The 20885-nt window shown below is 40.3% G+C and carries 18 protein-coding genes; 9 read left to right on the top strand and 9 right to left on the bottom strand.

What is annotated here, in order from left to right:
- Nucleotides 1–3: 3 nt before the first annotated feature.
- From tssL to tagH, 4 genes are read right to left on the bottom strand one after another with little or no spacing between them, the layout of a single operon-like run.
- Nucleotides 4–1281, bottom strand: coding sequence for a type VI secretion system protein TssL, long form (gene tssL, locus IMPJCBKJ_RS02145; RefSeq protein ID WP_166338506.1), 1278 nt, complete (start codon nucleotides 1279–1281; stop codon nucleotides 4–6).
- 15 nt (nucleotides 1282–1296) lie between these two features.
- Nucleotides 1297–2625 (bottom strand): type VI secretion system baseplate subunit TssK, encoded by a 1329-nt coding sequence (gene tssK / locus IMPJCBKJ_RS02140; RefSeq protein ID WP_166338504.1) that lies wholly within the window; start codon nucleotides 2623–2625, stop codon nucleotides 1297–1299.
- Nucleotides 2626–2635: 10 nt separating this feature from the next.
- On the bottom strand, nucleotides 2636–3094 hold the full coding sequence (gene tssJ / locus IMPJCBKJ_RS02135; RefSeq protein ID WP_138618868.1) for a type VI secretion system lipoprotein TssJ: 459 nt from the start codon (nucleotides 3092–3094) through the stop codon (nucleotides 2636–2638).
- A 26-nt stretch (nucleotides 3095–3120) separates the two neighbouring features.
- On the bottom strand, nucleotides 3121–4428 hold the full coding sequence (gene tagH, locus IMPJCBKJ_RS02130; RefSeq protein WP_166338502.1) for a type VI secretion system-associated FHA domain protein TagH: 1308 nt from the start codon (nucleotides 4426–4428) through the stop codon (nucleotides 3121–3123).
- A 259-nt stretch (nucleotides 4429–4687) separates the two neighbouring features.
- On the opposite strand from tagH, the gene IMPJCBKJ_RS02125 reads away from it, so the two are divergent.
- Together IMPJCBKJ_RS02125 and IMPJCBKJ_RS02120 are read left to right on the top strand one after the other, a co-directional pair.
- Nucleotides 4688–6646: a serine/threonine-protein kinase gene (locus tag IMPJCBKJ_RS02125; protein ID WP_166338500.1), complete on the top strand. Its 1959-nt coding sequence runs from the start codon at nucleotides 4688–4690 to the stop codon at nucleotides 6644–6646.
- Between the two features lie 116 nt (nucleotides 6647–6762).
- Nucleotides 6763–7107 carry a PEGA domain-containing protein gene (locus tag IMPJCBKJ_RS02120; RefSeq protein WP_138618862.1) on the top strand — a complete coding sequence of 115 codons (345 nt, stop codon included), beginning with the start codon at nucleotides 6763–6765 and terminating at the stop codon, nucleotides 7105–7107.
- A gap of 50 nt (nucleotides 7108–7157) precedes the next feature.
- On the opposite strand, the gene IMPJCBKJ_RS02115 is transcribed toward IMPJCBKJ_RS02120, so the two are convergent.
- A complete protein-coding gene (locus IMPJCBKJ_RS02115; RefSeq protein WP_166338498.1) occupies nucleotides 7158–7517 on the bottom strand; it encodes a DUF1294 domain-containing protein in 360 nt (119 codons plus the stop codon).
- Nucleotides 7518–7569: 52 nt separating this feature from the next.
- On the opposite strand from IMPJCBKJ_RS02115, the gene IMPJCBKJ_RS02110 reads away from it, so the two are divergent.
- Nucleotides 7570–8094, top strand: a complete 525-nt coding sequence (locus IMPJCBKJ_RS02110; RefSeq protein ID WP_054553611.1) for a hypothetical protein — start codon at nucleotides 7570–7572, stop codon at nucleotides 8092–8094.
- A 75-nt stretch (nucleotides 8095–8169) separates the two neighbouring features.
- Here the strand turns inward: IMPJCBKJ_RS02110 and IMPJCBKJ_RS02105 are convergent, their stop codons facing one another.
- Complete coding sequence (locus IMPJCBKJ_RS02105; protein WP_054553610.1) at nucleotides 8170–8712, bottom strand: carboxymuconolactone decarboxylase family protein; 543 nt, start codon at nucleotides 8710–8712, stop codon at nucleotides 8170–8172.
- A 102-nt stretch (nucleotides 8713–8814) separates the two neighbouring features.
- Between IMPJCBKJ_RS02105 and IMPJCBKJ_RS02100 the strand changes: the two genes are divergently transcribed.
- On the top strand, nucleotides 8815–9396 hold the full coding sequence (locus tag IMPJCBKJ_RS02100) for a TetR/AcrR family transcriptional regulator (protein ID WP_166338496.1): 582 nt from the start codon (nucleotides 8815–8817) through the stop codon (nucleotides 9394–9396).
- Between the two features lie 33 nt (nucleotides 9397–9429).
- Here IMPJCBKJ_RS02100 and IMPJCBKJ_RS02095 read toward each other — a convergent pair whose 3' ends face one another.
- Nucleotides 9430–10893 (bottom strand): DUF3360 family protein, encoded by a 1464-nt coding sequence (locus tag IMPJCBKJ_RS02095; RefSeq protein ID WP_166338494.1) that lies wholly within the window; start codon nucleotides 10891–10893, stop codon nucleotides 9430–9432.
- Between the two features lie 401 nt (nucleotides 10894–11294).
- Between IMPJCBKJ_RS02095 and IMPJCBKJ_RS02090 the strand changes: the two genes are divergently transcribed.
- Nucleotides 11295–12767, top strand: a complete 1473-nt coding sequence (locus tag IMPJCBKJ_RS02090) for a diguanylate cyclase (protein WP_166338492.1) — start codon at nucleotides 11295–11297, stop codon at nucleotides 12765–12767.
- 1006 nt (nucleotides 12768–13773) lie between these two features.
- Here IMPJCBKJ_RS02090 and IMPJCBKJ_RS02085 read toward each other — a convergent pair.
- Entirely contained in the window at nucleotides 13774–15897 is a 2124-nt protein-coding gene (locus tag IMPJCBKJ_RS02085) for a methyl-accepting chemotaxis protein (protein WP_054553606.1), read from the bottom strand.
- 151 nt (nucleotides 15898–16048) lie between these two features.
- Between IMPJCBKJ_RS02085 and IMPJCBKJ_RS02080 the strand changes: the two genes are divergently transcribed.
- Entirely contained in the window at nucleotides 16049–17782 is a 1734-nt protein-coding gene (locus IMPJCBKJ_RS02080) for a GMC family oxidoreductase (protein WP_166338490.1), read from the top strand.
- A 27-nt stretch (nucleotides 17783–17809) separates the two neighbouring features.
- Here the strand turns inward: IMPJCBKJ_RS02080 and IMPJCBKJ_RS02075 are convergent, their stop codons facing one another.
- Nucleotides 17810–18238, bottom strand: coding sequence for an organic hydroperoxide resistance protein (locus IMPJCBKJ_RS02075; RefSeq protein ID WP_166338488.1), 429 nt, complete (start codon nucleotides 18236–18238; stop codon nucleotides 17810–17812).
- Between the two features lie 123 nt (nucleotides 18239–18361).
- On the opposite strand from IMPJCBKJ_RS02075, the gene IMPJCBKJ_RS02070 reads away from it, so the two are divergent.
- The 3 genes from IMPJCBKJ_RS02070 (at nucleotide 18362) to IMPJCBKJ_RS02060 (ending at nucleotide 20845) form a co-directional block, all read left to right on the top strand.
- Nucleotides 18362–18793, top strand: coding sequence for a MarR family transcriptional regulator (locus tag IMPJCBKJ_RS02070; RefSeq protein ID WP_054553603.1), 432 nt, complete (start codon nucleotides 18362–18364; stop codon nucleotides 18791–18793).
- Nucleotides 18794–18886: 93 nt separating this feature from the next.
- The gene (locus tag IMPJCBKJ_RS02065; protein WP_166338486.1) at nucleotides 18887–19900 is read left to right on the top strand and encodes a zinc-binding alcohol dehydrogenase family protein; all 1014 of its coding nucleotides are present in this window, start codon (nucleotides 18887–18889) and stop codon (nucleotides 19898–19900) included.
- A 714-nt stretch (nucleotides 19901–20614) separates the two neighbouring features.
- On the top strand, nucleotides 20615–20845 hold the full coding sequence (locus tag IMPJCBKJ_RS02060; protein WP_138617797.1) for a helix-turn-helix domain-containing protein: 231 nt from the start codon (nucleotides 20615–20617) through the stop codon (nucleotides 20843–20845).
- Nucleotides 20846–20885 lie beyond the last annotated feature (40 nt).

The raw sequence follows: 20885 nt of genomic DNA, 5'->3' as shown, positions 1-20885 counted from the left end.
CCATTAAAAAAGTAAGTCGATTTCAATTCGGCGGTTTAATGCCTTATCTGAATTCGTATTGCTCACTAAAGGCTCTGCTGAACCTTTTCCTTCTGGCCATAACCTTCCCATTAAGCCTGTATTCTTAGCCATTGAGTTTGCTACTTGTGTAGCCCTAGCTAATGATAAATGCCAATTCGAAGGATACTGACTGGTACTTATTGGGCTATCGTCGGTGTGACCTGTGATTAAGATTTTGCCTTTTGTTCCTTCAAGGCTTAGCGCTAACTTCTCTAAAATTGGTTGAAAAGACGGCAAAAGTATCGCTTCGCCTGAGTTAAACAAACTCTCATTATTTATTGTTATTCTAATTCTATCTGTTTGTTGCTCAACACTGACTATACCGCGTTGTATTTCAGTGTGTAATAACTGGGTTAACAAGTCCAATTGCTTACTTTTATTGCCTTCAACTTGTGAAGATGACAAAGGATGAACTAACTTCAAATTTTCAGCTGTTGCGTCAACTTGCTCATTAAGGCGCATGTTGAAAAACAAATAAACCACAAGCGCAATTAAAGCAAGCACCGAAATTACAACCCAAAGTGGAATTTGATTTCTTAGCTCCATACCTGCTGCAACACGGCTTTTCCAGCTAGGTGCTAAAAATTGGCTATGTGGTCCATCTATTTGATTAAGAATGTGGTAAATTCTATTACGGTAATCTTCTAGCTTACTTTCCCCGCTGGCTTCAACTCGAAACTTACCTTTAAAACCTAAATTTAAGCAGTGGTACTGTAGCTCTAAGAAGTTTCTGTTCATTTCTGGGTGTACTAAAGCATCATCAAGCAAAGTAAAAAAGTACTCACCACCAAATGTTTCTTTATGAAAAGTAGATAGCAAGCTCTCTTCAGCCCATTCCAGCGAACTCCATTTAGCATTTAATACAGCTTCATCGATAACAGCACATAGGCAATAACGTGCATTATTAATGACCGTAAGTTCAATAGACTTTGCACGTAGATTGGTTTCAAATCGCTTAATTGATTCAATAGCCCGATGCTTTAAAGCTGCTAGACTGTCAATTTGTGATGACTGATTAATAAAAATAATCAATGAAAAGCTGTCATTAGCTGCATCGAGTAATTCATTTTTAAAAATTGATACAGAACTAACATTCGCCTTTTCAGGTGAAGAGTGACTAAAAGAGACAACGGTTTTGTCACTCGAACCTTGTGCTGCATCAGCATTTGATTTATCTCGGCTTAAACGGCCGGGACGTGGTTTGATTATTGTTTCATCCATTGAAACGCTTCCTTTTTAGCTTCTAATTGCCCAAAGAATTAAGTTTAAATCAGGGTAGTTGCCCGACAAATGAATAGCGATACCACCGCTTGATTTGAGTTTGCTCCAATGTTCACTGTTTTTATTGAGCTCAAAATAATGATACCCAGCATGGTAAGGCACTTGACGTGGAGCCGTAGGTAAGCCATTAATTGAGATCCCTGGCAATTGGTTATTTACTAAATCTCGGATCGACTCAACGCTACCAATCTTAATTTGCGAAGGTAATAGCTTTCTTAACTCTTCATGCGGAATACTCGCTTTAACTGCGAGTACAAATTGAGCAGAGTCAAGTATCGACTTATCTCTTAATGCACCAAATGAGATACCAAATTTGCTTTGTTCTAATTTAACTTCAGTGGCTGTTTGTTCAATCACCTGACTTAATGATTGATAGAGGAAGTTCACAACTTCTGCAAAAACAAACTGTAAATTTGTATGGTCATATTTAGGAAGTTGCGGTACCCGCTTGTTAACAGCACTAAAAGTTGCAAGTTCTCCTGCAAGCTCAATTAGTCGCGTGTAAAGCTCTCGCGGATGAACACGTGAATGCGTTAATAAGCTTTGAAAAACTGCATCATATTTATTAAGAGTTTGTAGCATCAGAAAATCGGCCACTGATGTACTACCTGCATACCCTTGGCACAGCCTCACTGCAATACTTTCAGCACGTTGCTTAATTAAGCCTGATACTTCTCTAACAAGCGCTGTTAAAGGCTTATTACTGCTAACATAGAGGCTTGGCGGAACATACTTAGAGTCAAGCTTAATTGCCCCTTCACTAGTCACTTCTGTAATTCTTGCAAGCGGCAGCAAGACATAACCTGATGTATCATCAGACATTAACATCAGTCTACTATGAAGCTTAGCAACTTGAATCATTTCTTGAGCTTGAGAGCCTAAACTGTCATCACTTACTGATAAATCTGCAACTCGGTAACGTGTCACCAATTCGTCGTCTTTAGAAGATAGATTAATGCCACTTCCTTTCAGAGCCGGTATTGCAAGGCATACTATTTCATCATAGGCACTTTTAGCTACAATCAAAGGCTCAGGAAGGTATTCATCGCCGGGCATCTGAATTGGGCATAAGTCTGCTGCAATAGCAGACAACTTATCAATGGCAAATTGGCCTGTTACAAGTAGCTCACTATTAATCTCAAGCTCTATTACTCCCCATGAATCAGGAACAGTGCCCTCTATAACTCTTCTAATTACACTAGAAACATGCTTATCTGCCTGTTGAAAGTGCTGAGGTCTTAAGAACATTCCTTCTGTCCATGCGACCCGCGTGTAATCACTCATGTTTATTCCTTTAATCTTTCATATATACAGCTAACGACTCAACATTTACGTCAATGTCATCATAGCCTGTTGGATCAACCTCTATTACCGCGCGCCAACGGGCTTTTTCAATATCTCTATAAGCGACTACAACACCAACAAAGCGAGTGTTTCTATTTAAATTCATTTTATATTCAATTGTTGAACCAGGCTGTAGCTCTAGCTCATCTTTTTTTAGAAGATCAGGCCCAAGTACTGCTTCAGGATTTTCATACAAACTAAAAAAATCTTGCGTATCGAAAATGGTGCGTGAGCTCAGTTCAAACACTTTGTAAACAACAGGTGAAGGACGATCAGAGATATCTGGATTCACATCTGAGGCCACTGAAATATTTAAATCAGTAGATGGGGGCACAAACTTATTTACTGTTGTACAGGCTGTTAAAAATACCCATAAAGCACCTACAAAGGTAAGCTTGAACTTCAACATTGCATTATTCCTTCATTGTAATACAGCTAATTTCCACCATTGTACGCCTTCAGGAAATCATCAGAAAATGCTAAAACGCCTTTAGCTTTAACATCATCTGTAATATCAGCATACAATTCGTTATATATACGCCAGCTAGAAGCACCACTATAAGCAGGCAATGAACTAAGCAACCCACCATTATTGCTTTGTGCTTTTATGCCATCGGGTGATAATTGTTCTAAAAGACCATTAAGTGCCCCTGTTGCACCTGCTAATAACCCTTGCTCGTGAAGTTTTGTATCAACAAAGCTTTCTTTAATTGCTTCATTTGCTGGCAAAAAACTTGCACTATTGCGAACAAAAAGATTCTGCATTACATCATCAATGGTTGCTGAAAACTTAAGTGGATTATTCTGTTCAACTTTAAACGTTGTGTGATTCAATTTAAGTTGATTCTTAATATTTGTTCGCTGGCGAATCAAATCCATCGAGCCTTCAAGGAAAAGCTTAAAGCACTCCCCCATACGCTGCCATGTGTCTTCATTTTGCAGCTCCGCTGATAGCTTTTCATTGACACTTAAGCCATTTAAAAATGAAGAGATTAACTTCGATGAGTTAGGAATTTGATTATCTTTTACAGGTGCGCTAACAGAGGCGTTATTTGCAGCAATTGCACTATTGCCATTATTAAACGGCTTACTATCGTTAACTGCTGGAGTGCTAATTACAGGCTCTTCTGCCGGTAATACAGGCACGCTATTTTCTTTTTCTTCTGCCGTAGCTGAAAGTTGTGCGAGTTCATCCCAATCCTCTGGAATGGGTTGACTCAGGCTTTGTTGTGAAAATATGTCGATATTATCACTCGGTGCTTCCGTAAAAGTAGGCGCTACTATTGCCTCTTCCAGCACATTTGAACTGTCATGAGCTACTTGTCGCTCAGCAGAGCCACTAAAATCTTCAGTTGAGCTCTTTAATTCAGGCTGTAATTGGTTAAATGAGTTGATTTGCGGCTCAAAACCTTGTGGTTGATTAGCTTGCTGGATTGTAGATTCAATTTGATAGTCACCAATAGTGAAAACATCACCATCACTAAGGCGGTGCTTATTTTCTTTACCTAAAGGAGATACAGAAAAGTTTACAAATAGTCCATTGGTTGAGTAGTCATATACATAAAAGCCATCAGTTTCTTTTACGATTTTGCCATGACGGCCAGATATTACTTTTTCAGGATCAGGTAAATACCAATCACACTGTTCTGAACGACCAAAAGTTAATTCATTTTTTACTACTTTTTTCGCATCTATCTCAGGAGACAGCCTGTGATAACTGGTAACATTTAGAATCACTTCCATTTGATTGTTAGTCCCATAAATACAAACATTCTAATAGGATAAAATACTTCACGGAATAAAGTCAACGCGCAAAAATACCCAAATTTGAAATTTAAAATAATTTTAAAAAACAAAATAAAAGAACATAAAGTAGTACCCACTTAAAAACCAAACCTTAAGTACTATTTCATTAATATAAACTGAATGATTGCTTATTGGTGTATTTTTTGTAAAATATGCACCAGTCAAAAGGAGATTGATTTTATAAAAAGGAATTATAATGACTTCTGAAAACGATAAAACACGTATTGCCTCAATAAAAAATAAAAATGCAATACAAAAAGAAAGCAAGCTTCATCTAATTGGTAAAACACTCGCAAAACGCTATTTAATTGAAGAATTAATTGGCGAAGGTGGGATGGGTTATATTTACCGAGCACGAGACACCTATCTAAATACTCATTCTAATCAAGATGATATTGTAGCAATAAAAGTATTACATCCAGAGCTAGCTGACTCTGAAGATGCGTTATTGTTGTTGAAAGATGAGACTATTAAAACTCGCGCTCTCTCTCATCCTAACATTGTGAGAGTTTTTTCTGCTGCATCAAGTGACATGTACCATTTTGTAGTAATGGAATGGATTGAAGGTGAAACTCTTGAGCAATTAATTAAAAGAAATAAACCCAGTGGTTTATCTCAAAAAAGAGCTAAGCCTATCATAAATCAGCTAATCGATGCCCTTACTTATGCCCACTCTAAGGGAATAGTTCATAGTGATTTAAAGCCTTCAAACATAATTCTTGACTCACAAGGAAACTTAAAAATCTTGGATTTTGGAATTGCAAAGACAAACCTACATGAAGATAAATATGCAGCTCCAGCTAACGATGAACAACCTAATAGCAATGGATATACTCCTACTTATGCGAGTCCTGAGCAATTAAATGGAGGCAAACCTTCCGCCAAAGACGATGTATTTGCATTTGGCTGTCTCGTATTTGAGTTATTAACAAGCAAGCATCCGTACAATAGAGTCGCTGCAAATCAAGTAGCAAAAGATACAAGTGTCAAGAAACCAAGCAATTGCTCTATCAGTGTTTGGCTTAAACTCAAAAAATGCATTTCACTTGATGCTGCAAATCGTCCTAAATCATTGTCCGAAATTAGGTCCGAACTAAACAATAATAGAACCACTCTATTTATCCATGCAGCTTGCTATGCTTTACTTCTTGGCGGTGCCGGTTACCTTTACTTCTCTCAAAGTGATACACAGCAATTGATTGAAGCAAACTATCAGAACTCACTCGCAAAAGTTGAACAACTTGAAACATGGATGGGTTGGTCTAGTGATGGCTTACCACAACGCCTAAATGAAATACCTCCACAATATAAAGTTTTAAAAGAAGGGCTTTTAGCTGTCCATCAAAATAAAATCGTAGAAAAATTTTCTCAGCAGGTTGAAGATTTACCACGAACTTCCATAAATACAAGAGCGTATGATGAAGCTATTCATATCTATGACGAAGCGAAAAAGGTCTACCCTGATTCTGAAACACTAAGTAATAAACTCGAAAGTTTACTTACTGAAAGGCAGTCGATCCTTTCTGATCTTAGCTATCGTCTGGATGTACTTTTATCGCAATCGAGGTATACCGAGAGCGGTGACAATAATATAGATAGCCTTGTATCTCAAATAAACATTATTGATTCTAGTTTTGTATACACGCCCAACCAAGAACACATAGATAATTTCAAACTAGCTGTTTTAAGCTCGATTGAAAACGAGGATTTCGTTACACAGAAAAGGCTACTTGATGTAGGTGAATTAGTTTTTTCAAATACTTCAGAACTTGAGCCACTCGTTACTGCGTTGAGGAAAAAAGAGTCAGCCATGATCGCTTTAGCTGAATATAAGAAAAAAATCAGTGAGGGGCTCACAGTCAGTTACCCTGACGATGACGCAAAGATTTTTTATCAAGAAAAGTTAGCAAAGTTTAGCTCTCAACTAGCTAATGTTTCAGACTATAAGCAGCTTATCGAATTTGATGAGTCATTTAGCAAAGAAGCAGAAATTTTCCCTGAGTCATTTGAGCCTATTTTAATGATCAAAGATCAGATAGCGACAACGTATATTTCTATGGCAAGCAGCTTAATGAAAGTAAAAATGTACCGAACGGCAGAGAAGCTAGTTGAACGCAGTGAAGAAATACGGAAGAGTCTAGAAAATACCTTCTAACTCAGTAACTTAAATAATCAAGCGTCAGAGAAGAGCAATTTTGCAAAGTTTTACTTTTGAAAACACCACTCTTCTTCTTTCACGTTTACTAAATAGTGTAATTAAATGGAGTAATTATGAAAAAATTAAGTCTGGCTTGTGCGTTAGTAATACTAGCGGGCTGCTCATCAACTACAGAAGTTTCACCGGAGCCAGAGCCAATTGTAGAGCCTGTAGCTGAAGTGGTAGAAGAAGTACCTGTAATTTCATTAACGGTAGTCACAACACCTGATGATGCGCGCGTTCGTATTATGAATATTAAACCTGTTTATGAAGATGGTATTGAACTTGATGAAGGTAAGTACGACATTGAAGTAACCAAGCCTGGTTACTTAACTTACCGCAAATGGGTTGTTGTTGATAAGAAAACAATTCTAACAATTGAACTTGATAGCATTGAATCAATTCAAGCTGCTCAATAAGAGGTTTTAACAAAAAAGGAAAGCTGTTGCTTTCCTTTTTTGAGCTTCTTTTAAATTAACTGAAAATAATATAGCGACCATATCGCACTGCAATTAACAATAACTGTTAACCAGAGTACGGCAATAAAACTACGTTTTTTAGATTTGTGTCTTAACCATTGCTGTGCAATGAATGAACCTGGCCAACCGCCGATTAACCCTAAAATATGCAGTGTACGCTCAGGTACTCTTATCACATGCTCGCCATGTTGCATTGCTAAACGTTTATCCCAGCCATACACCAAAAAGCTTACTAAGCTCGCTACACTGTAAGTGCCTGCAATAAAGTAGGTAATATTAAGTTGCCATGATGTCAGCCATAGCAGCGCTAAAAACAACAATGAAAATGTAATTAATGTTTTCTTAATCAACGAAGTATCACCTATACTGTGCAAAACAAATTAATTTTATCGGGGCGCTATTATGGCATACCTAAAATCACTTTTACTATCAATCTGCCTGTGTTCGCTTTCTGTTATGGCAGCAGAGCAACAACTTGATGACAAGCTAAAAGTGTTTGAACCTTACTTAGGCACGTGGCAGTCAGACTTTAATGTCGCAGCAGGTAAACCTGCGGTGCAAGATGTGAGTACCTGGCAACGCGCGCTCAATGGCACGGCTATTAAAACCATTCACTCTATCAATGAAGGTGAATATGGTGGTGAGTCGATGATTTTTTGGGACAATAAAAAGCAGTCTTTGGTGTTTTATTACTTCACTACAGCTGGGTTTTACACCCAAGGCACTATGAATGTACTTAGCCCTACTCAGTTTGTTGCTTATGAAAATGTAACGGGTAATAAAGATGGGATCACTAAAGTCAAATCGACAAGCGAGTTTAAAGATAACAGCTTTGTAGTGTCGACCTCTTACCTTAAAAAAGGTCAATGGACAAAACCCGATACCCGAACTTACACCCGCAGCGAAAAAACGGTTAAGTTTAAGTAAGCTATGCCCAAACCTCCTCAAGATGCAGAAACTCGCACCTTGAGGTGGTTTGGGTATATAGCCGTGCTTTATTTATTACTTAATAAATTTTTTAAACGGCTGATCAACAGGCGTATCAGCTAAATGGTTCGTATAATTACTCATCACTTTTTGTGCTAAACCTAGAACAATTTCTAATAATTGCTGATTTCCATAACCCGCACTGTAAAACTCTTCTAACTCACTTTCGTCAATTACACCTCGGTTTCGCGTCATTGCTAAGGTTGTATTTCTTAAAGTTTCTAACTTGGGATCAGCAAGTGGAGTTTTATTAACTAACGCATCAACAATCTCTTGATCAACCTTCATACTCGCAGCGATTGCACTATGTGCAGGTACACAATAATGACAATTATGTTCAACATTAATTGTTTGCCAAACAACTGTCAGCTCTTGAGCATTAAACGATGTTTTTTGAAATAACTCATGAAGCACTTGGTAACCTTCAAGTAGTGTAGGTGCCTCTGCCATCACGGCATGTAAATTTGGCAACATACCAAAGGCTGATACTGAGTTATCGATAAGTGCTTTTGAGCCCTCAGGTGCGGTTTCTTTTGTGTAGAGTTCAAAGTTTTTCATGTTATCTCCTATCGTGTCTGACTAAGATTTATGATTAGCCTAGTTGTTTTTGAGCAGTTGTTCAAGTTAAAATTGAACAACTGCTCAATTTTGGTATTCGTCATGGTCAATAAAGTTAAATTCAATCGCGATGAAGTAATCACGAAGGCACAAATGCTATTTTGGAAAAAGGGTTTTTCTACGACATCTACCCGTGATCTCCAAACGGTCGTTGATATGCGCCCAGGCAGTATTTATTCAGCGTTTGGTTCAAAAGAAGGTTTATATTCAGAGTCTTTAAAAGTCTATGCTACGCAACTTAAGCTGTTGCTAGCGAGCCATATTGAGAATAGCGAAACAGTGCTTGATGGCTTACATGCATTTGTTGTTACGGTACTTGAAAGTGCTGAAGATGGATGTGAAGTATGTATGTTAATCAAAGCAAGTACAGAATTCGATCACACTCAGCCTAAACTTAAAACGTTAACCGATGACCTTTTGCAGCAGTTTGAACACGACTTATCGACTCTATTTGATATTGCACAACAGCGTGGTGAACTACCCAACACTCATAGTCCGCTAGAATATGCTCGTTTATTTCAGATACAATTTACTGGCTTAAGAAGTTATTTACACAGGCCAATGTCGAAACCGATGACTGAGCAGCTTATTGGTATGATGTTCACACTCATAAAAAGTTATTAAAGGGTAAGGCGTTTATCACCTTACCCTCACATATCAATGTCTAAAGTTAGCCATTAAAGCCGGAATACCTGGCAGCATCCCCACTATTGCCATCACGCTTGTTAAGATAACAAACATCACTAATGGAATAATCCAGCGGCTCATTGGAGACAGCTCAGAGCTTCGCTCTTTACAACCAATTAAGCCCAAATTGTCGAGCAACATAGTTAATGACCAACCAAATGCAGGGTTCACTAAGGTCGAGGAAAACACGACAATAGCAGCTGATTGCGTAGTTTTACCTTCACGGGTCATTTCCATGCCAGCTTCAAGAAGTGGGATAAACACACCAACTATTAGCGCGACGCATAACACAGGTTGCCAAATAGCTAAATCCATTGGGTAGCCCCAAATACTGGCAATAATACAAAATAATGCCGTTAATACCGCTCCCGCAGGAATTGGGCGTTTAGCGATGGCTGCTGGCACGATGTAGGTTCCCCATGACGAGGTAAAGTTAGAGCCGCCTAACAATGAACCAAATGTCTGGCGGATTGAAGCACTAAACATGGTATCGTCAATGTTCATTTGTACTTTTTCAGTGCGTTCTGGGTAACTAATTTTTTGGAATACTTGATGTCCTAAAAAGTCAGGTGACCACATGGCAACCGCAAGCACCGCGAATGGCAAGACCACTACAAAGCTCTCTAGGGTTGGTAATCCCAGCATCCAACCGGTATTTTCACCCCACCAATACATTGGGTTCATATTTGGTAAACCCGGTGCTGTTTTAAACTCAAACGGCGCCCCCAGTAAAAATGCAATTAAACCGCCAAGCAAGCAACTTAATGGCACGGCTAACCAACGTTTTTTGTAGTGCTCAAGTAAGGCATACAACACGATAGTCGATAAAATTACAATGAAAGCGATATGGGTCATATCAATGCCTTCAGCCCATGCAAACAGCTTTTTAACCTGTGAAATCGTACCAATAAAGCCAAGGTAAAGCAGTAAACCGCCACACACGCCTCGGCTGGTTAACCCCGCCAGTAAACTCCCGCCTTTACTAAGCGCCAGTAATAGCCCAAACGCCCCTATCAGCAAACCAAAAGCCATTGGGTGACCACCCGCTGCCACCACTATCGGGATCAAAGGAATAAGCGGCCCATGCGTACCCGCTAAGTTTGCTGTTGGTAAAAAGAAGCCCGAAAATAATAAAATGAAGATCGATACAATTAACAGCTCATAACGCACGTTTTCTAAAATAAAACCTTCGCCTAAGCCCAGTGGCGCTGCAAATGTTGCAGCAATTGCACCCACCATGACCACCTTGCCTATGGTCCCTGCCATGGCAGGGATAGAGTCTTCTAATTCAAATCGATAGTCACGAAATGGTAAATTTGGACGCCAACGCTTAGGCTGCATAATTTGTAATTCGTGTTCAAGGTATTCGTCACGACTCGAAAATTCACTGCTGGGTTTATGAAGATCTTGATAGCTTTGTTGCTTCTTATTCATAAGTTCTCCTACTACCTATCTTGAAAAATTGTGTGAGTTTTTATTATGCAGTTAGGGTAAAGCAGCCTGACGTAAAACACGATTAGGCAAAAGGTAGGGTATGAATTTATAAAATAGGTGTTTTTAATAAACTGAGAGCATCCGAAAATTAATTTAATACATTGATATAAATAGCTTTATTTATAAAAAACGCTTTGAAAAAGTAAGCTAAAGGTTTTTTTTCAAGCACATTAACTATTAGTCTAATAAATTGTATGAATAGCAGACAGTGTTATAAAAACTACTTTTAAATTAACTGAATTTGCCTAATTCCTAACTACTAATATACTAATTTATTAGTAGTTTGATTAATGCTAACTCGCCAGTCGGTGGCTTTCTCACATAAGCACATAAAGGGATGTATGAACACACAGCTCAAGCCTTGGCAATTTAATATCATTGTTTGCTCTGTTTATCTGCTGTTTGGCTTGTTTACTATGCAAGTGTTAAAAACACTGGCGGTATGGCCACCAGCAGGAGTCGCATTAGCAGGCTTGATGTTATTTGGTCGTAAAGCCTGGTTGGGCGTTGCATCAGGCACCTGTTTAGTTGTGCTTTGTTACTTTTATCTTAGCGACTTAAATCCATTCACGTTTAAACACATAGCAATAAATGCCGCAACAACCACAGGTAATACTCTCGCTGCTTTAACAGCATTTTGGCTAATTAACCGAAAACTTAAACAACACACACTGCTGACAAGCGTCACCAGTTTAGCCAGAGTGTTTATTGTTGCTTGCATTGCGATTGGCGTGATTTCTGCACTTTTCGGTGTGGGCATATACTCACTAGTTGGTATCGAGTGGTTTAATGGCTTGTATGTAGGCATATTAAATTGGAGTATTAGCAATGCCTTAGCGGCGATTGTATTCACCCCTGCCCTTTACTTTTTATGGCGAAATTGGCCGCACCCGGTCACCCATAGTGAATTTTCTAAACTTTTGTTGCTTACTTTGACCGTGGTTTTGTTGTGTTATTTTATTTTTGGCCCCGCATACACAGCCATGACATTACCATTTTTACAACCTGCATTACTGTTGTTTCCGCTGCTTTATGCAGCCACGCGGTTATCACCAACCGCCACCAGCTGCATGAATATGTTGGTATTTTTTGCAGCTTGGGTAGGAAGTAATCAAGGATGGGGGTATTTTTATTATCATCACCCTAAAACAGCTGAAGTGACCATGCAGTTTTTCTTTTTATTTACTCTTTCAGCGGTATTGCTTATTCAAGCTGTGTTTATTCAGCGCAAGAAAGAACAACAAAAGCTGACCACCATGCTCGAACAAAAAGTAGAAGAAAGAACCTATGAGCTAGAACGTGCTAAGCATGAAGCATTAGCCTTATCAGTGACAGATCATTTAACACAACTTTATAATCGCCGTGGCTTTTTCGAAAAGGTTAATCAGCAGTTTGCAAAATATCATGACGCGCAATGTACCTGCTCCCTGTTACTGTTAGACTTAGACCAATTTAAAGCTATAAACGACAAATATGGCCACGCAACTGGCGATGAAGTAATACGAACCACAGCACATAAACTCACCCAACATAGCAGAGCATCAGATATTGCGGGACGCATTGGTGGTGAAGAATTTGTCTTATTTTTACCTATGGCAAATAACCACACAGCCTTTGCTATCGCAGAAAAGATCAGAGCCGATATCGAACAGCAAGACATCATCGCCGACAACAAACACGTTAAATTCACCGTGAGTATTGGTGTTAGCACCTTACAAGCAAGTGATCAGCATATAGAATCGATGTTAAAACGCGCCGATAAAGCATTGTATCAAGCCAAAAACCAAGGCCGTAATCAAGCGCAGTGTAGTTAGAATGAGTTACGAGAGTAAAGATACGAGATGCGAGGACGAGATGCGAGGGGCGAGCATGTAGCAGCGATTTTACATCGCGTTTTATTCTCGTATGCCCTTACCTCACCCATGTCGCGGTATAAAGCCGCTGCTACCTGAGGCGTCACGCTTGCTTGGCGCGCGAAACAAGTTTCACGCCTACGTCCAAGGAGCTAACTTTTGTGTGGTGGTTAATTATTAATGACGAGAGTAAAGATACGAGGTGCGAGGTGCGAGGTGCGAGGTGCGAGATGCGAGCATGAGCTTAAGTTTCTTTGCACTATACGACTAGTAATTAATTAACGGCTCTGATAAAAATACACTGAATATGGAAGAAAACGAGCTATAAGCCCGTTAAGTTTAATGGAATTACTATCCTAGTGAGGTTCAAATGGAAATTGAAGTAACCAGACCAAAACAACATCATGATAAAATTAGAGATTACACTTTATGGGCCGATTCTAAAAAGATCGGAAAAATCAAACCCAACTCTTTAACCAACTACACAATACCTGACGACGCTAGATTTATCTGGTTCTCCATTGATTGGTGCTCTAGCCCTAAACTTTCTGTCAAAGATATTCAATCAAATAAAGTAACTGTTTCGAACACTATGAGCAGTAACTTACTATCGGGTCTATTTTTACCCATTTATTACGTTACTTTTGGTAAAAATAAATATCTAACAATTACGAGCGATGTATAACCACCCTTAATCGATTTCAGATTCGATTACTTCATCGCATAACGATATTTTTACCCTTCGTCGCGGCATAAAGCCGCTGCGACCTGTAGGCGTCACGCTTGCTTGGCGCACGAAACACGTTTCACGCCTACGGCCAAGGTTTACTTTTGTGTGGTGATTAATCATTCATGACTAAAGTCATTCTTACGATAAATAGATACAAGATGCGAGCTTGTAGCAGCGATTTCACATCGCGTTTTTCTCGCATCTCTTATCTCGCAACTAGAACTTATAGCTCCCTCTCTATTTCGTTTTTAACTTATTCAGCTCATCATCTTGTTGTGCAACAAGTGCATTAAGAGTTTGGCTACCATCACCGGCTTGGGTAGATAGCTCAGCGAGTTGTGATGCGGCATCTGAAATTAACGTCAGGTTGCGGTTTATTTCTTCTGTGACCGAGCTTTGCTCTTCTGCAGCCGTTGCAATGTGGGTAATTTGTTGCGTGATTTCGTCTACTTTAACTACAACTTCGTGTAATGCATCAAATGCAACTGAGGTTTCATCTACCGCGGTCTGTGCACGCACAACACCTTGTTCAATAACCTTAGACGCATTACCTACTTCTAGCTGTAAGCTGTCAATTAAACCACTGATGTCATCGGTTGATGAACGCGTTTTTGAAGCAAGGGCCCTTACTTCATCAGCCACCACCGCAAAGCCACGACCTTGTTCACCAGCCCTTGCTGCTTCAATTGCCGCATTCAGTGCAAGTAAGTTTGTTTGCTCTGCAATCGTTCGGATCACGTCTAAAATTTGTGTAATGTCGTTACTACGTGCCGCAACTTTTTCGACCGCTTGATTAGCCTCTTTAATTTCGTCCGACATGGTTTTAACTTGGGTAACCGCAGACGACAAGCTCGATTCACTGCTAACAACTAAACCATTTATTTCATCGGCTTGTTGCGCTGACTGCTCTGAGGCTCTTGCAACTTCAAGGGCTGTTGCGCTCATTTCGTTCATAGCGGTCACTACGCTCTCAATTTCTTGGAATTGAGCTTGAACGTTGTGCTTAGTATCAACAGCAACACTAGTCGCTAGGTGAGCCTGCTCTTTGGTTTGCGTTGATACATTCTTAAGCTCACCAATTAAATCGCGCAATTTAGCAAGAAACGCGTTAAAGCCAGTTGCTAATGCGATTAGCTCAGCGTGAGTATCAACATGTAAGGTCTGAGTTAAGTCACCTTCAGCACTAGCAAGGTTATCAACGCGCTTTTGAATCTGCTGTAATGGTGCCACAATTGTACGGATCACTAAGGTCATGATCACAAAGGCTGCACCAGCAATAATAATACCCGTCACCAAAATCAAACCGCCTAGTGTGTTGGCATTTTCACTCATGCTATTTGCTAGCGCTTGAGGCCCTTCAAGGGCAAGCTCGGCGGGTACTTCAATCAGTAAGTTCCACTGTGTTTTAGCAAGCTTTATGGTAATTGGGTAGTTAACTAAATACTCATCACCGACTTTAAATACACCACTTTGCTTTTTCGCTTTTACGTAATTGTCTAAAGTGCTTTTAGCCACCGCCTCTTTTAACGGTCTGCCAAGCTTATCTTTGTAATGGCTGCTACCAACCACTAAATCGAGTGAGCTTAATAAAGTGACGCGAGCTTTGCCGTTATACAATTCTTTTGAGAGTTGCTCGGTCATGCTTTGAAATACAGGCAATGTTAAATCAACCCCGGCAACACCAATAAATTCGTTATCACGAAGAATGGGCACAGTTAAAGAGGTCATCATTTCAGAATAACCAGGGGTGATTTCGTATAAGTAGGGTTCCATAATACATGGCACTTTGGTGTCTTTTACACACAAGTACCACTCAGCTTCACGCTGACCAAATTCATTGAGCGTATCCACATATTTTTCAGCCGCATCGTCAACTGCCTGCTGTTCTATGCTGCCATCTCTATTACGAGTAAAGTAGATTTCTAAAGTACCTACACCAGCAACTGAGTGATCATATCCACTAATAAAATTAGCATCTCGGCCATCAAACGCATTTGCTTCAAATTGCGAATAAATAGATGAAAGAATAGTATTTTTTTGTAGCAAAGAGCGATTTAACTCAACCACCGCATCTCGAGTTAAGGTGCCTGCTGCATCGTGGTCCCCTAAGATTGCTGCAAATGAGTAAGGTACTCGATAGGCTTCGTTTATGAAACCTGCAACTTGTTCACCATACGCTACGGCATTTGAGGCTAGCTTTTCTTCAACTTCGGCGACAATCAGCTTTTCTGATTGCGCAGCTAAATCTTGGTTACTGCTCGATAATTGCCACCATAAAACACTTGATAAAACAAAAACGGTTATGAAAATACTTCCAACTGTAAGCCATAACAACTTTTTCGCTAACGCTAACTGCCGCATTGATTCTTCCTGCTACTATTATAAATCACCTTTAGTTTAGACCATTTGACTGGTTTCATTAGGATAAATATAAAAAAAGTATGATTTCTAATAATTAAAAAGTAAGTTAATAATCAGCTAAATTAATAATAAACACCAATAGGCGAAAACAATGCAGCAACACACATTTGATTTTGACCAAATTATTATAGGCTCGGGATTTGGTGGCTCTGTGAGTGCGCTTCGCCTAAGCGAAAAAGGTAACCGGGTTTTAGTACTTGAAAAAGGTCTTCGCCGCGAAGATAAAGAGTTTCCAAAGACCAACCTAGATATCAAAAACTATATGTGGCAGCCAGAAATTGGCCTTAAAGGCTGCATTCAATTTTCGTTTACCAGCAAAGTCGCAGTGTTACATGGCGTTGGTGTTGGCGGTGGCTCACAAATTTATGCCAATGTGCACCTTATTCCTGATGATGAAGTCTTTCAATCTCCTGCTTGGACACGGATAAAATCAGACTGGAAAGACAGCCTCATGCCCTACTATGGCCTTGCACAGCGCATGTTAGGTAGCGCCAAAAATACCTATACCAATGTTGCCGATCACACACTAAAAGACATTGCTGATCAGATGGGGCAAGGCGACTCATTCAAAACCGTGAACACCGGGGTACTTTTTGCAAAACCCGGCGAAGCCTATAAAAAAGAGCTACCCGACCCATACTTTAGTGGCGATGGTCCGAGGCGAAATACCTGCCATTACTGTGGTAGCTGCATGATTGGTTGCCGCCATAATGCCAAAAATACTTTAATGAAAAATTATCTGTACTTTGCAGAACGCAACGGTGTAGAGATAAGACCTAGCTCTGAAGTAATCAAAATCATCCCGCTTAATGCAGATGGCAGCGCCGGATACAAAATTAAAATTAAAGATACCAGCCATCGCAATAGCCATATTTATACGCTGACAACACGGGGCGTCGTGCTAAGCGCAGGGGTCATGGGCACCGTGCCTTTGCTTTTAAAAATGCGCGATAAAGACAAAACACTGCCCAATATTTCAGCTTGGCTAGGCCAGCAAATTCGCACTAACTCAGAAACCCTCACCACCGCGAACAATACCACTAAAAAAGTTGATGATGGCGTTGCGATCAGCTCATTTATTTCGGTCGACAAAGACACCAACATTGAAATTTGCCGGTTTAGAGAAGGCGCTGATGGCACATGGCTATATTTACCTTACGTTCCTATGGTGACAGGCAAAGGCTTCAAGCGTATTGCTAAGTTTTTAGTGAATACACTGCGCCATCCAATAAAAACAGCTAAAGTATTGCGGCCAAAAGGCAAAGCCCGCAGCTCAATTGTATTTTTGGTGATGCAAAAATCCGAGGCGTTTATTCACCTTGAATGGCGACGCAAGTGGTATCGGTTATTTAAAAACAGCATTACTGCGGTGCAAAAAGATAATGACACGCCGCTTAGCGTTAGTTTTCCAAAAGCAGAAGAAGCAACCAAACTCTACGCCGAAAAACTCGGTGGCGTGCCCGGTTCAGCCTTAACTGAAGTGCTCTTTGGTGCCCCAATGACGGCGCATATAATGAGTGGAGTCGCCATGGGCACTGATGCCTCTAACGGCGTTGTTGATAGCTCAGGTGAAGTGTTCGGCTATCAAAACCTACGTGTTATTGACGGCTCAATCATACCCGGAAATTTAGGGGTAAACCCATCATTAACCATTACCGCATTGTCGGAATACGCAATGAGCCAAATACCGGTATTCGATGCAGCCCGAGCAAGCAAGATAAAGCCAATACAATTTAGTGAACCACGCGAAGGTCTAGTATCAGCACTTACTGGTTCAGGCGATTTAGCAAAGTCGATTGCTGAAAAACAAAAAAGCCGTGCATAAAGCACGGCCTATTTTGGTAAATAGCGATTAGATCACTGATAACTCTACAGCAATGTTACCGCGTGTTGCGTTTGAGTATGGGCATACTTCGTGCGCTTTATTAACCAATGCAAGAGCGGTGTCTTTATCAAGATCACCTACCGATACCGCAAGCTTAACTGCAATACCAAAACCACCTTCGATAGGACCAATTGATACTTCAGAATTAATGTGGGTATCTGCTGGTAATTTAATTTTTGCTTGGCCTGCCACTAACTTTAATGCGCCGATAAAACAAGCCGCGTAACCAGCTGCAAATAACTGCTCAGGGTTTGTACCTTGACCATCATCACCACCTAACCCTTTAGGAGTTGATAGTGCCACATCTAAACGACCATCGTCTGATTTTGCTGTGCCTTCACGGCCACCTGTTGCTGTTGCGTTTGCTGTGTATGCGACGCTTTGTAGTTCTTTCATGATTACTCTCCTAATTGAGTGAAAATATATTTTGTATGCAAAGTATATTAGATCAGCTTTTTCGGGATTGCAAATACTTTGCATGCAAATTAAAATACTCGTGTTGAATTTTGAGGATCGTGCATGAAATACCCACAACTAAAATTAGATAACCAGCTATGCCACCGCTTGTATATGGCATCGAATGGGATTGCCCGTGCGTATCGAGATTCTCTCAATCAATTAGATTTAACCTACCCGCAGTACGTAGTTATGATGGCGCTGTGGGAAAAAGATCAGATCAGTATTGCTGAATTACTTGAAAAAACCGCCATTGATGGCGGTGCGATGACGCAAATTTTGAAAAAAATGAGCGATAAAGCATTGTTGTCGATCACTAAGGATAGCCATGATAAACGCAAACGACTCGTGCAGCTCGAAGCCAAAGGCAAGGCGATGCAAGATCAAGCCGCTGAGATACCGTCGCAAATTCGTTGTCGCTTCCCGAGCATTAACGAACAACAAGCACTGCAACTAATTGAATTACTCGATTTAGTAAATAGTGACCTTAATTAACAAAAATTATTTGAAAGTGAATTTGGATTACACCTCTTTTTAATATAATTCTATACGCTATAGTGTTTAAAACTCATCAATACGGACACCATTATGAAAGCATTTGGATACACTACAGCAACCCCAACGTTATCTGACTCATCACTACAAGCGATTGAATTAGCTGATCCCGTTGCGACAGGTCACGACATTCTTGTCGCCGTAGAAGCAATCTCAGTAAACCCTGTAGATACTAAAATTCGCGCTAATGTTTCACCAGACAATGGCTACAAAGTTATTGGCTGGGACGCCGTGGGGACGGTTAAAGCCGTTGGCGACAAAGTATCGTTATTTAATGTCGGTGACCGTGTGTTTTATGCTGGCGACTTAACGCGCCAAGGCAGTAATGCTGAGTTGCAACTTGTTGATGAACGCATTGTCGGTCTTGCACCAACAAGCCTGAGTAATAGTGAAGCAGCCGCCCTGCCCTTAACAAGTATTACGGCATGGGAGCTATTGTTTGACCGCTTACAGATTGAAAAATCTCAAAACAATAAGCCAGCCTCTGTATTAGTAATAGGTGCCGCAGGTGGTGTAGGCTCAATTTTAGTGCAGCTTGCCAAACAGCTTACCAATTTAACCGTTGTTGGTACCGCCGCACGAGAAGAAAGCGCCAACTGGCTGAAAGACTTAGGTGTTGATCATGTGCTTGATCATAGCAAAAACCTTAACGAGCAACGTCTTGCGGCCGACCTGAATGAATTTGATTACGTAGTGAGCTTAACGCACACCGACCAACACCTTGATAGCATTATGGAAGTGATCAAGCCACAAGGTAAATTGGCACTGATCGACGACCCTGCAAGCTTTGATATTTTGAAGTTAAAGCGTAAAAGTATTTCGTTGCATTGGGAGTTTATGTATACCCGCTCAATGTTCCAAACAGAGGATATGATTGCCCAGCATCAGCTTCTATCAGAGCTTGCCACCTTGGTTGATAACGGCACAATTAAAACAACATTAGGTGAGCATTTAGGTAAGATAAACGTAGCAAACCTTATTAAAGCCCATGGGATTTTAGAATCTCACAAAGCTCGCGGAAAGCTTGTGTTGGAGGGGTTTGAGTAACGAGGAATGAAAAACGAGGTGCGAGCACGTAGCAGCGATTTCACATCGCGTTTTATTCTCGTATCGCACCGACCTTAGCCATGTCGCGGAATAAAGCCGCTACTACCTGTAGGCGTCACGCTTGCTTGGCGCGCGAAACAAAAAATTAAGATTCAAGTTACGAGATGTGAGGGGCGAGCATGTAGCAGTGATTTCACATCGCGTTTTATTCTCGTATCGCCCCTACCTAACCAATATCGCGGCATAAAGCCGCTACTACCTGTAGGCGTCACGCTTGCTTGGCGCGCGAAACAAGTTTCACGCCTACGGCCAAGGTTTTACTTTTGTGTAGTGGTTAATTATTCATGACTAAAGTCATTCCTACGAGAAATAGATACGAGTAGGTAGCAGCGATTTCACATCGCGTATTTCCTCGTTCAACAATAAAAACACGCATCATTAAAGTGCATTACTGCATTTGCCTTTCACTATTTTAGTGCCTGATTTTAGGGACACCCAAACCACAATTAGTTAACTTATTGATTTTTAACGCATATAAATTTAATAAAGGTTTGGCACGGATCTTCCAACGGTGAGTGTGAACTGGCACTAACAAGGAGACTAACGTGACTAACTTCTTTCACACTCTTTATCTACTTTGGCGATTAGACATCAGCACATGGCATATACATGAAGCAAACGATCCGCATAATGTTGCTGATTTGGAGCGTCGCTATGTTAAATAATGACCCTGCATTTGTTGAAGCGCTAAAAAAAATTTCGGTGCACCAACTGACAATCACCGAAGCGTCTGAGCAGTACCACATCCCTAAGCGTGTGTTATATAAAGCTGCACGACAGCAACAAGTTAAACAGAACAAACAAAAAGCGTATTTAATTGCCACTCAGAAACGCCTTCAACAAAGTTTGCGTCATGTAGAATTAGAGTTAGCTGGCTTCAGCTAAATAACTTCTGTATGGTTAAAATACACGCACAATAATGATG

It is taken from the genome of Pseudoalteromonas sp. MB47, from assembly GCF_011319765.1.
Lineage (GTDB): Bacteria > Pseudomonadota > Gammaproteobacteria > Enterobacterales > Alteromonadaceae > Pseudoalteromonas > Pseudoalteromonas simplex.
This window is presented reverse-complemented; position numbering and strand designations above follow the sequence as displayed.

What these genes read in the sequence shown, in the direction of transcription:
- tssL (WP_166338506.1), bottom strand. Translation starts at nt 1,281, where the DNA reads ATGGATGAAACAATAATCAAACCACGTCCCGGCCGTTTAAGCCGAGAT.
- tssK (WP_166338504.1), bottom strand. Translation starts at nt 2,625, where the DNA reads ATGAGTGATTACACGCGGGTCGCATGGACAGAAGGAATGTTCTTAAGA.
- tssJ (WP_138618868.1), bottom strand. Translation starts at nt 3,094, where the DNA reads ATGTTGAAGTTCAAGCTTACCTTTGTAGGTGCTTTATGGGTATTTTTA.
- tagH (WP_166338502.1), bottom strand. Translation starts at nt 4,428, where the DNA reads ATGGAAGTGATTCTAAATGTTACCAGTTATCACAGGCTGTCTCCTGAG.
- IMPJCBKJ_RS02125 (WP_166338500.1), top strand. Translation starts at nt 4,688, where the DNA reads ATGACTTCTGAAAACGATAAAACACGTATTGCCTCAATAAAAAATAAA.
- IMPJCBKJ_RS02120 (WP_138618862.1), top strand. Translation starts at nt 6,763, where the DNA reads ATGAAAAAATTAAGTCTGGCTTGTGCGTTAGTAATACTAGCGGGCTGC.
- IMPJCBKJ_RS02110 (WP_054553611.1), top strand. Translation starts at nt 7,570, where the DNA reads ATGGCATACCTAAAATCACTTTTACTATCAATCTGCCTGTGTTCGCTT.
- IMPJCBKJ_RS02105 (WP_054553610.1), bottom strand. Translation starts at nt 8,712, where the DNA reads ATGAAAAACTTTGAACTCTACACAAAAGAAACCGCACCTGAGGGCTCA.
- IMPJCBKJ_RS02100 (WP_166338496.1), top strand. Translation starts at nt 8,815, where the DNA reads ATGGTCAATAAAGTTAAATTCAATCGCGATGAAGTAATCACGAAGGCA.
- IMPJCBKJ_RS02095 (WP_166338494.1), bottom strand. Translation starts at nt 10,893, where the DNA reads ATGAATAAGAAGCAACAAAGCTATCAAGATCTTCATAAACCCAGCAGT.
- IMPJCBKJ_RS02090 (WP_166338492.1), top strand. Translation starts at nt 11,295, where the DNA reads ATGAACACACAGCTCAAGCCTTGGCAATTTAATATCATTGTTTGCTCT.
- IMPJCBKJ_RS02085 (WP_054553606.1), bottom strand. Translation starts at nt 15,897, where the DNA reads ATGCGGCAGTTAGCGTTAGCGAAAAAGTTGTTATGGCTTACAGTTGGA.
- IMPJCBKJ_RS02080 (WP_166338490.1), top strand. Translation starts at nt 16,049, where the DNA reads ATGCAGCAACACACATTTGATTTTGACCAAATTATTATAGGCTCGGGA.
- IMPJCBKJ_RS02075 (WP_166338488.1), bottom strand. Translation starts at nt 18,238, where the DNA reads ATGAAAGAACTACAAAGCGTCGCATACACAGCAAACGCAACAGCAACA.
- IMPJCBKJ_RS02070 (WP_054553603.1), top strand. Translation starts at nt 18,362, where the DNA reads ATGAAATACCCACAACTAAAATTAGATAACCAGCTATGCCACCGCTTG.
- IMPJCBKJ_RS02065 (WP_166338486.1), top strand. Translation starts at nt 18,887, where the DNA reads ATGAAAGCATTTGGATACACTACAGCAACCCCAACGTTATCTGACTCA.
- IMPJCBKJ_RS02060 (WP_138617797.1), top strand. Translation starts at nt 20,615, where the DNA reads ATGTTAAATAATGACCCTGCATTTGTTGAAGCGCTAAAAAAAATTTCG.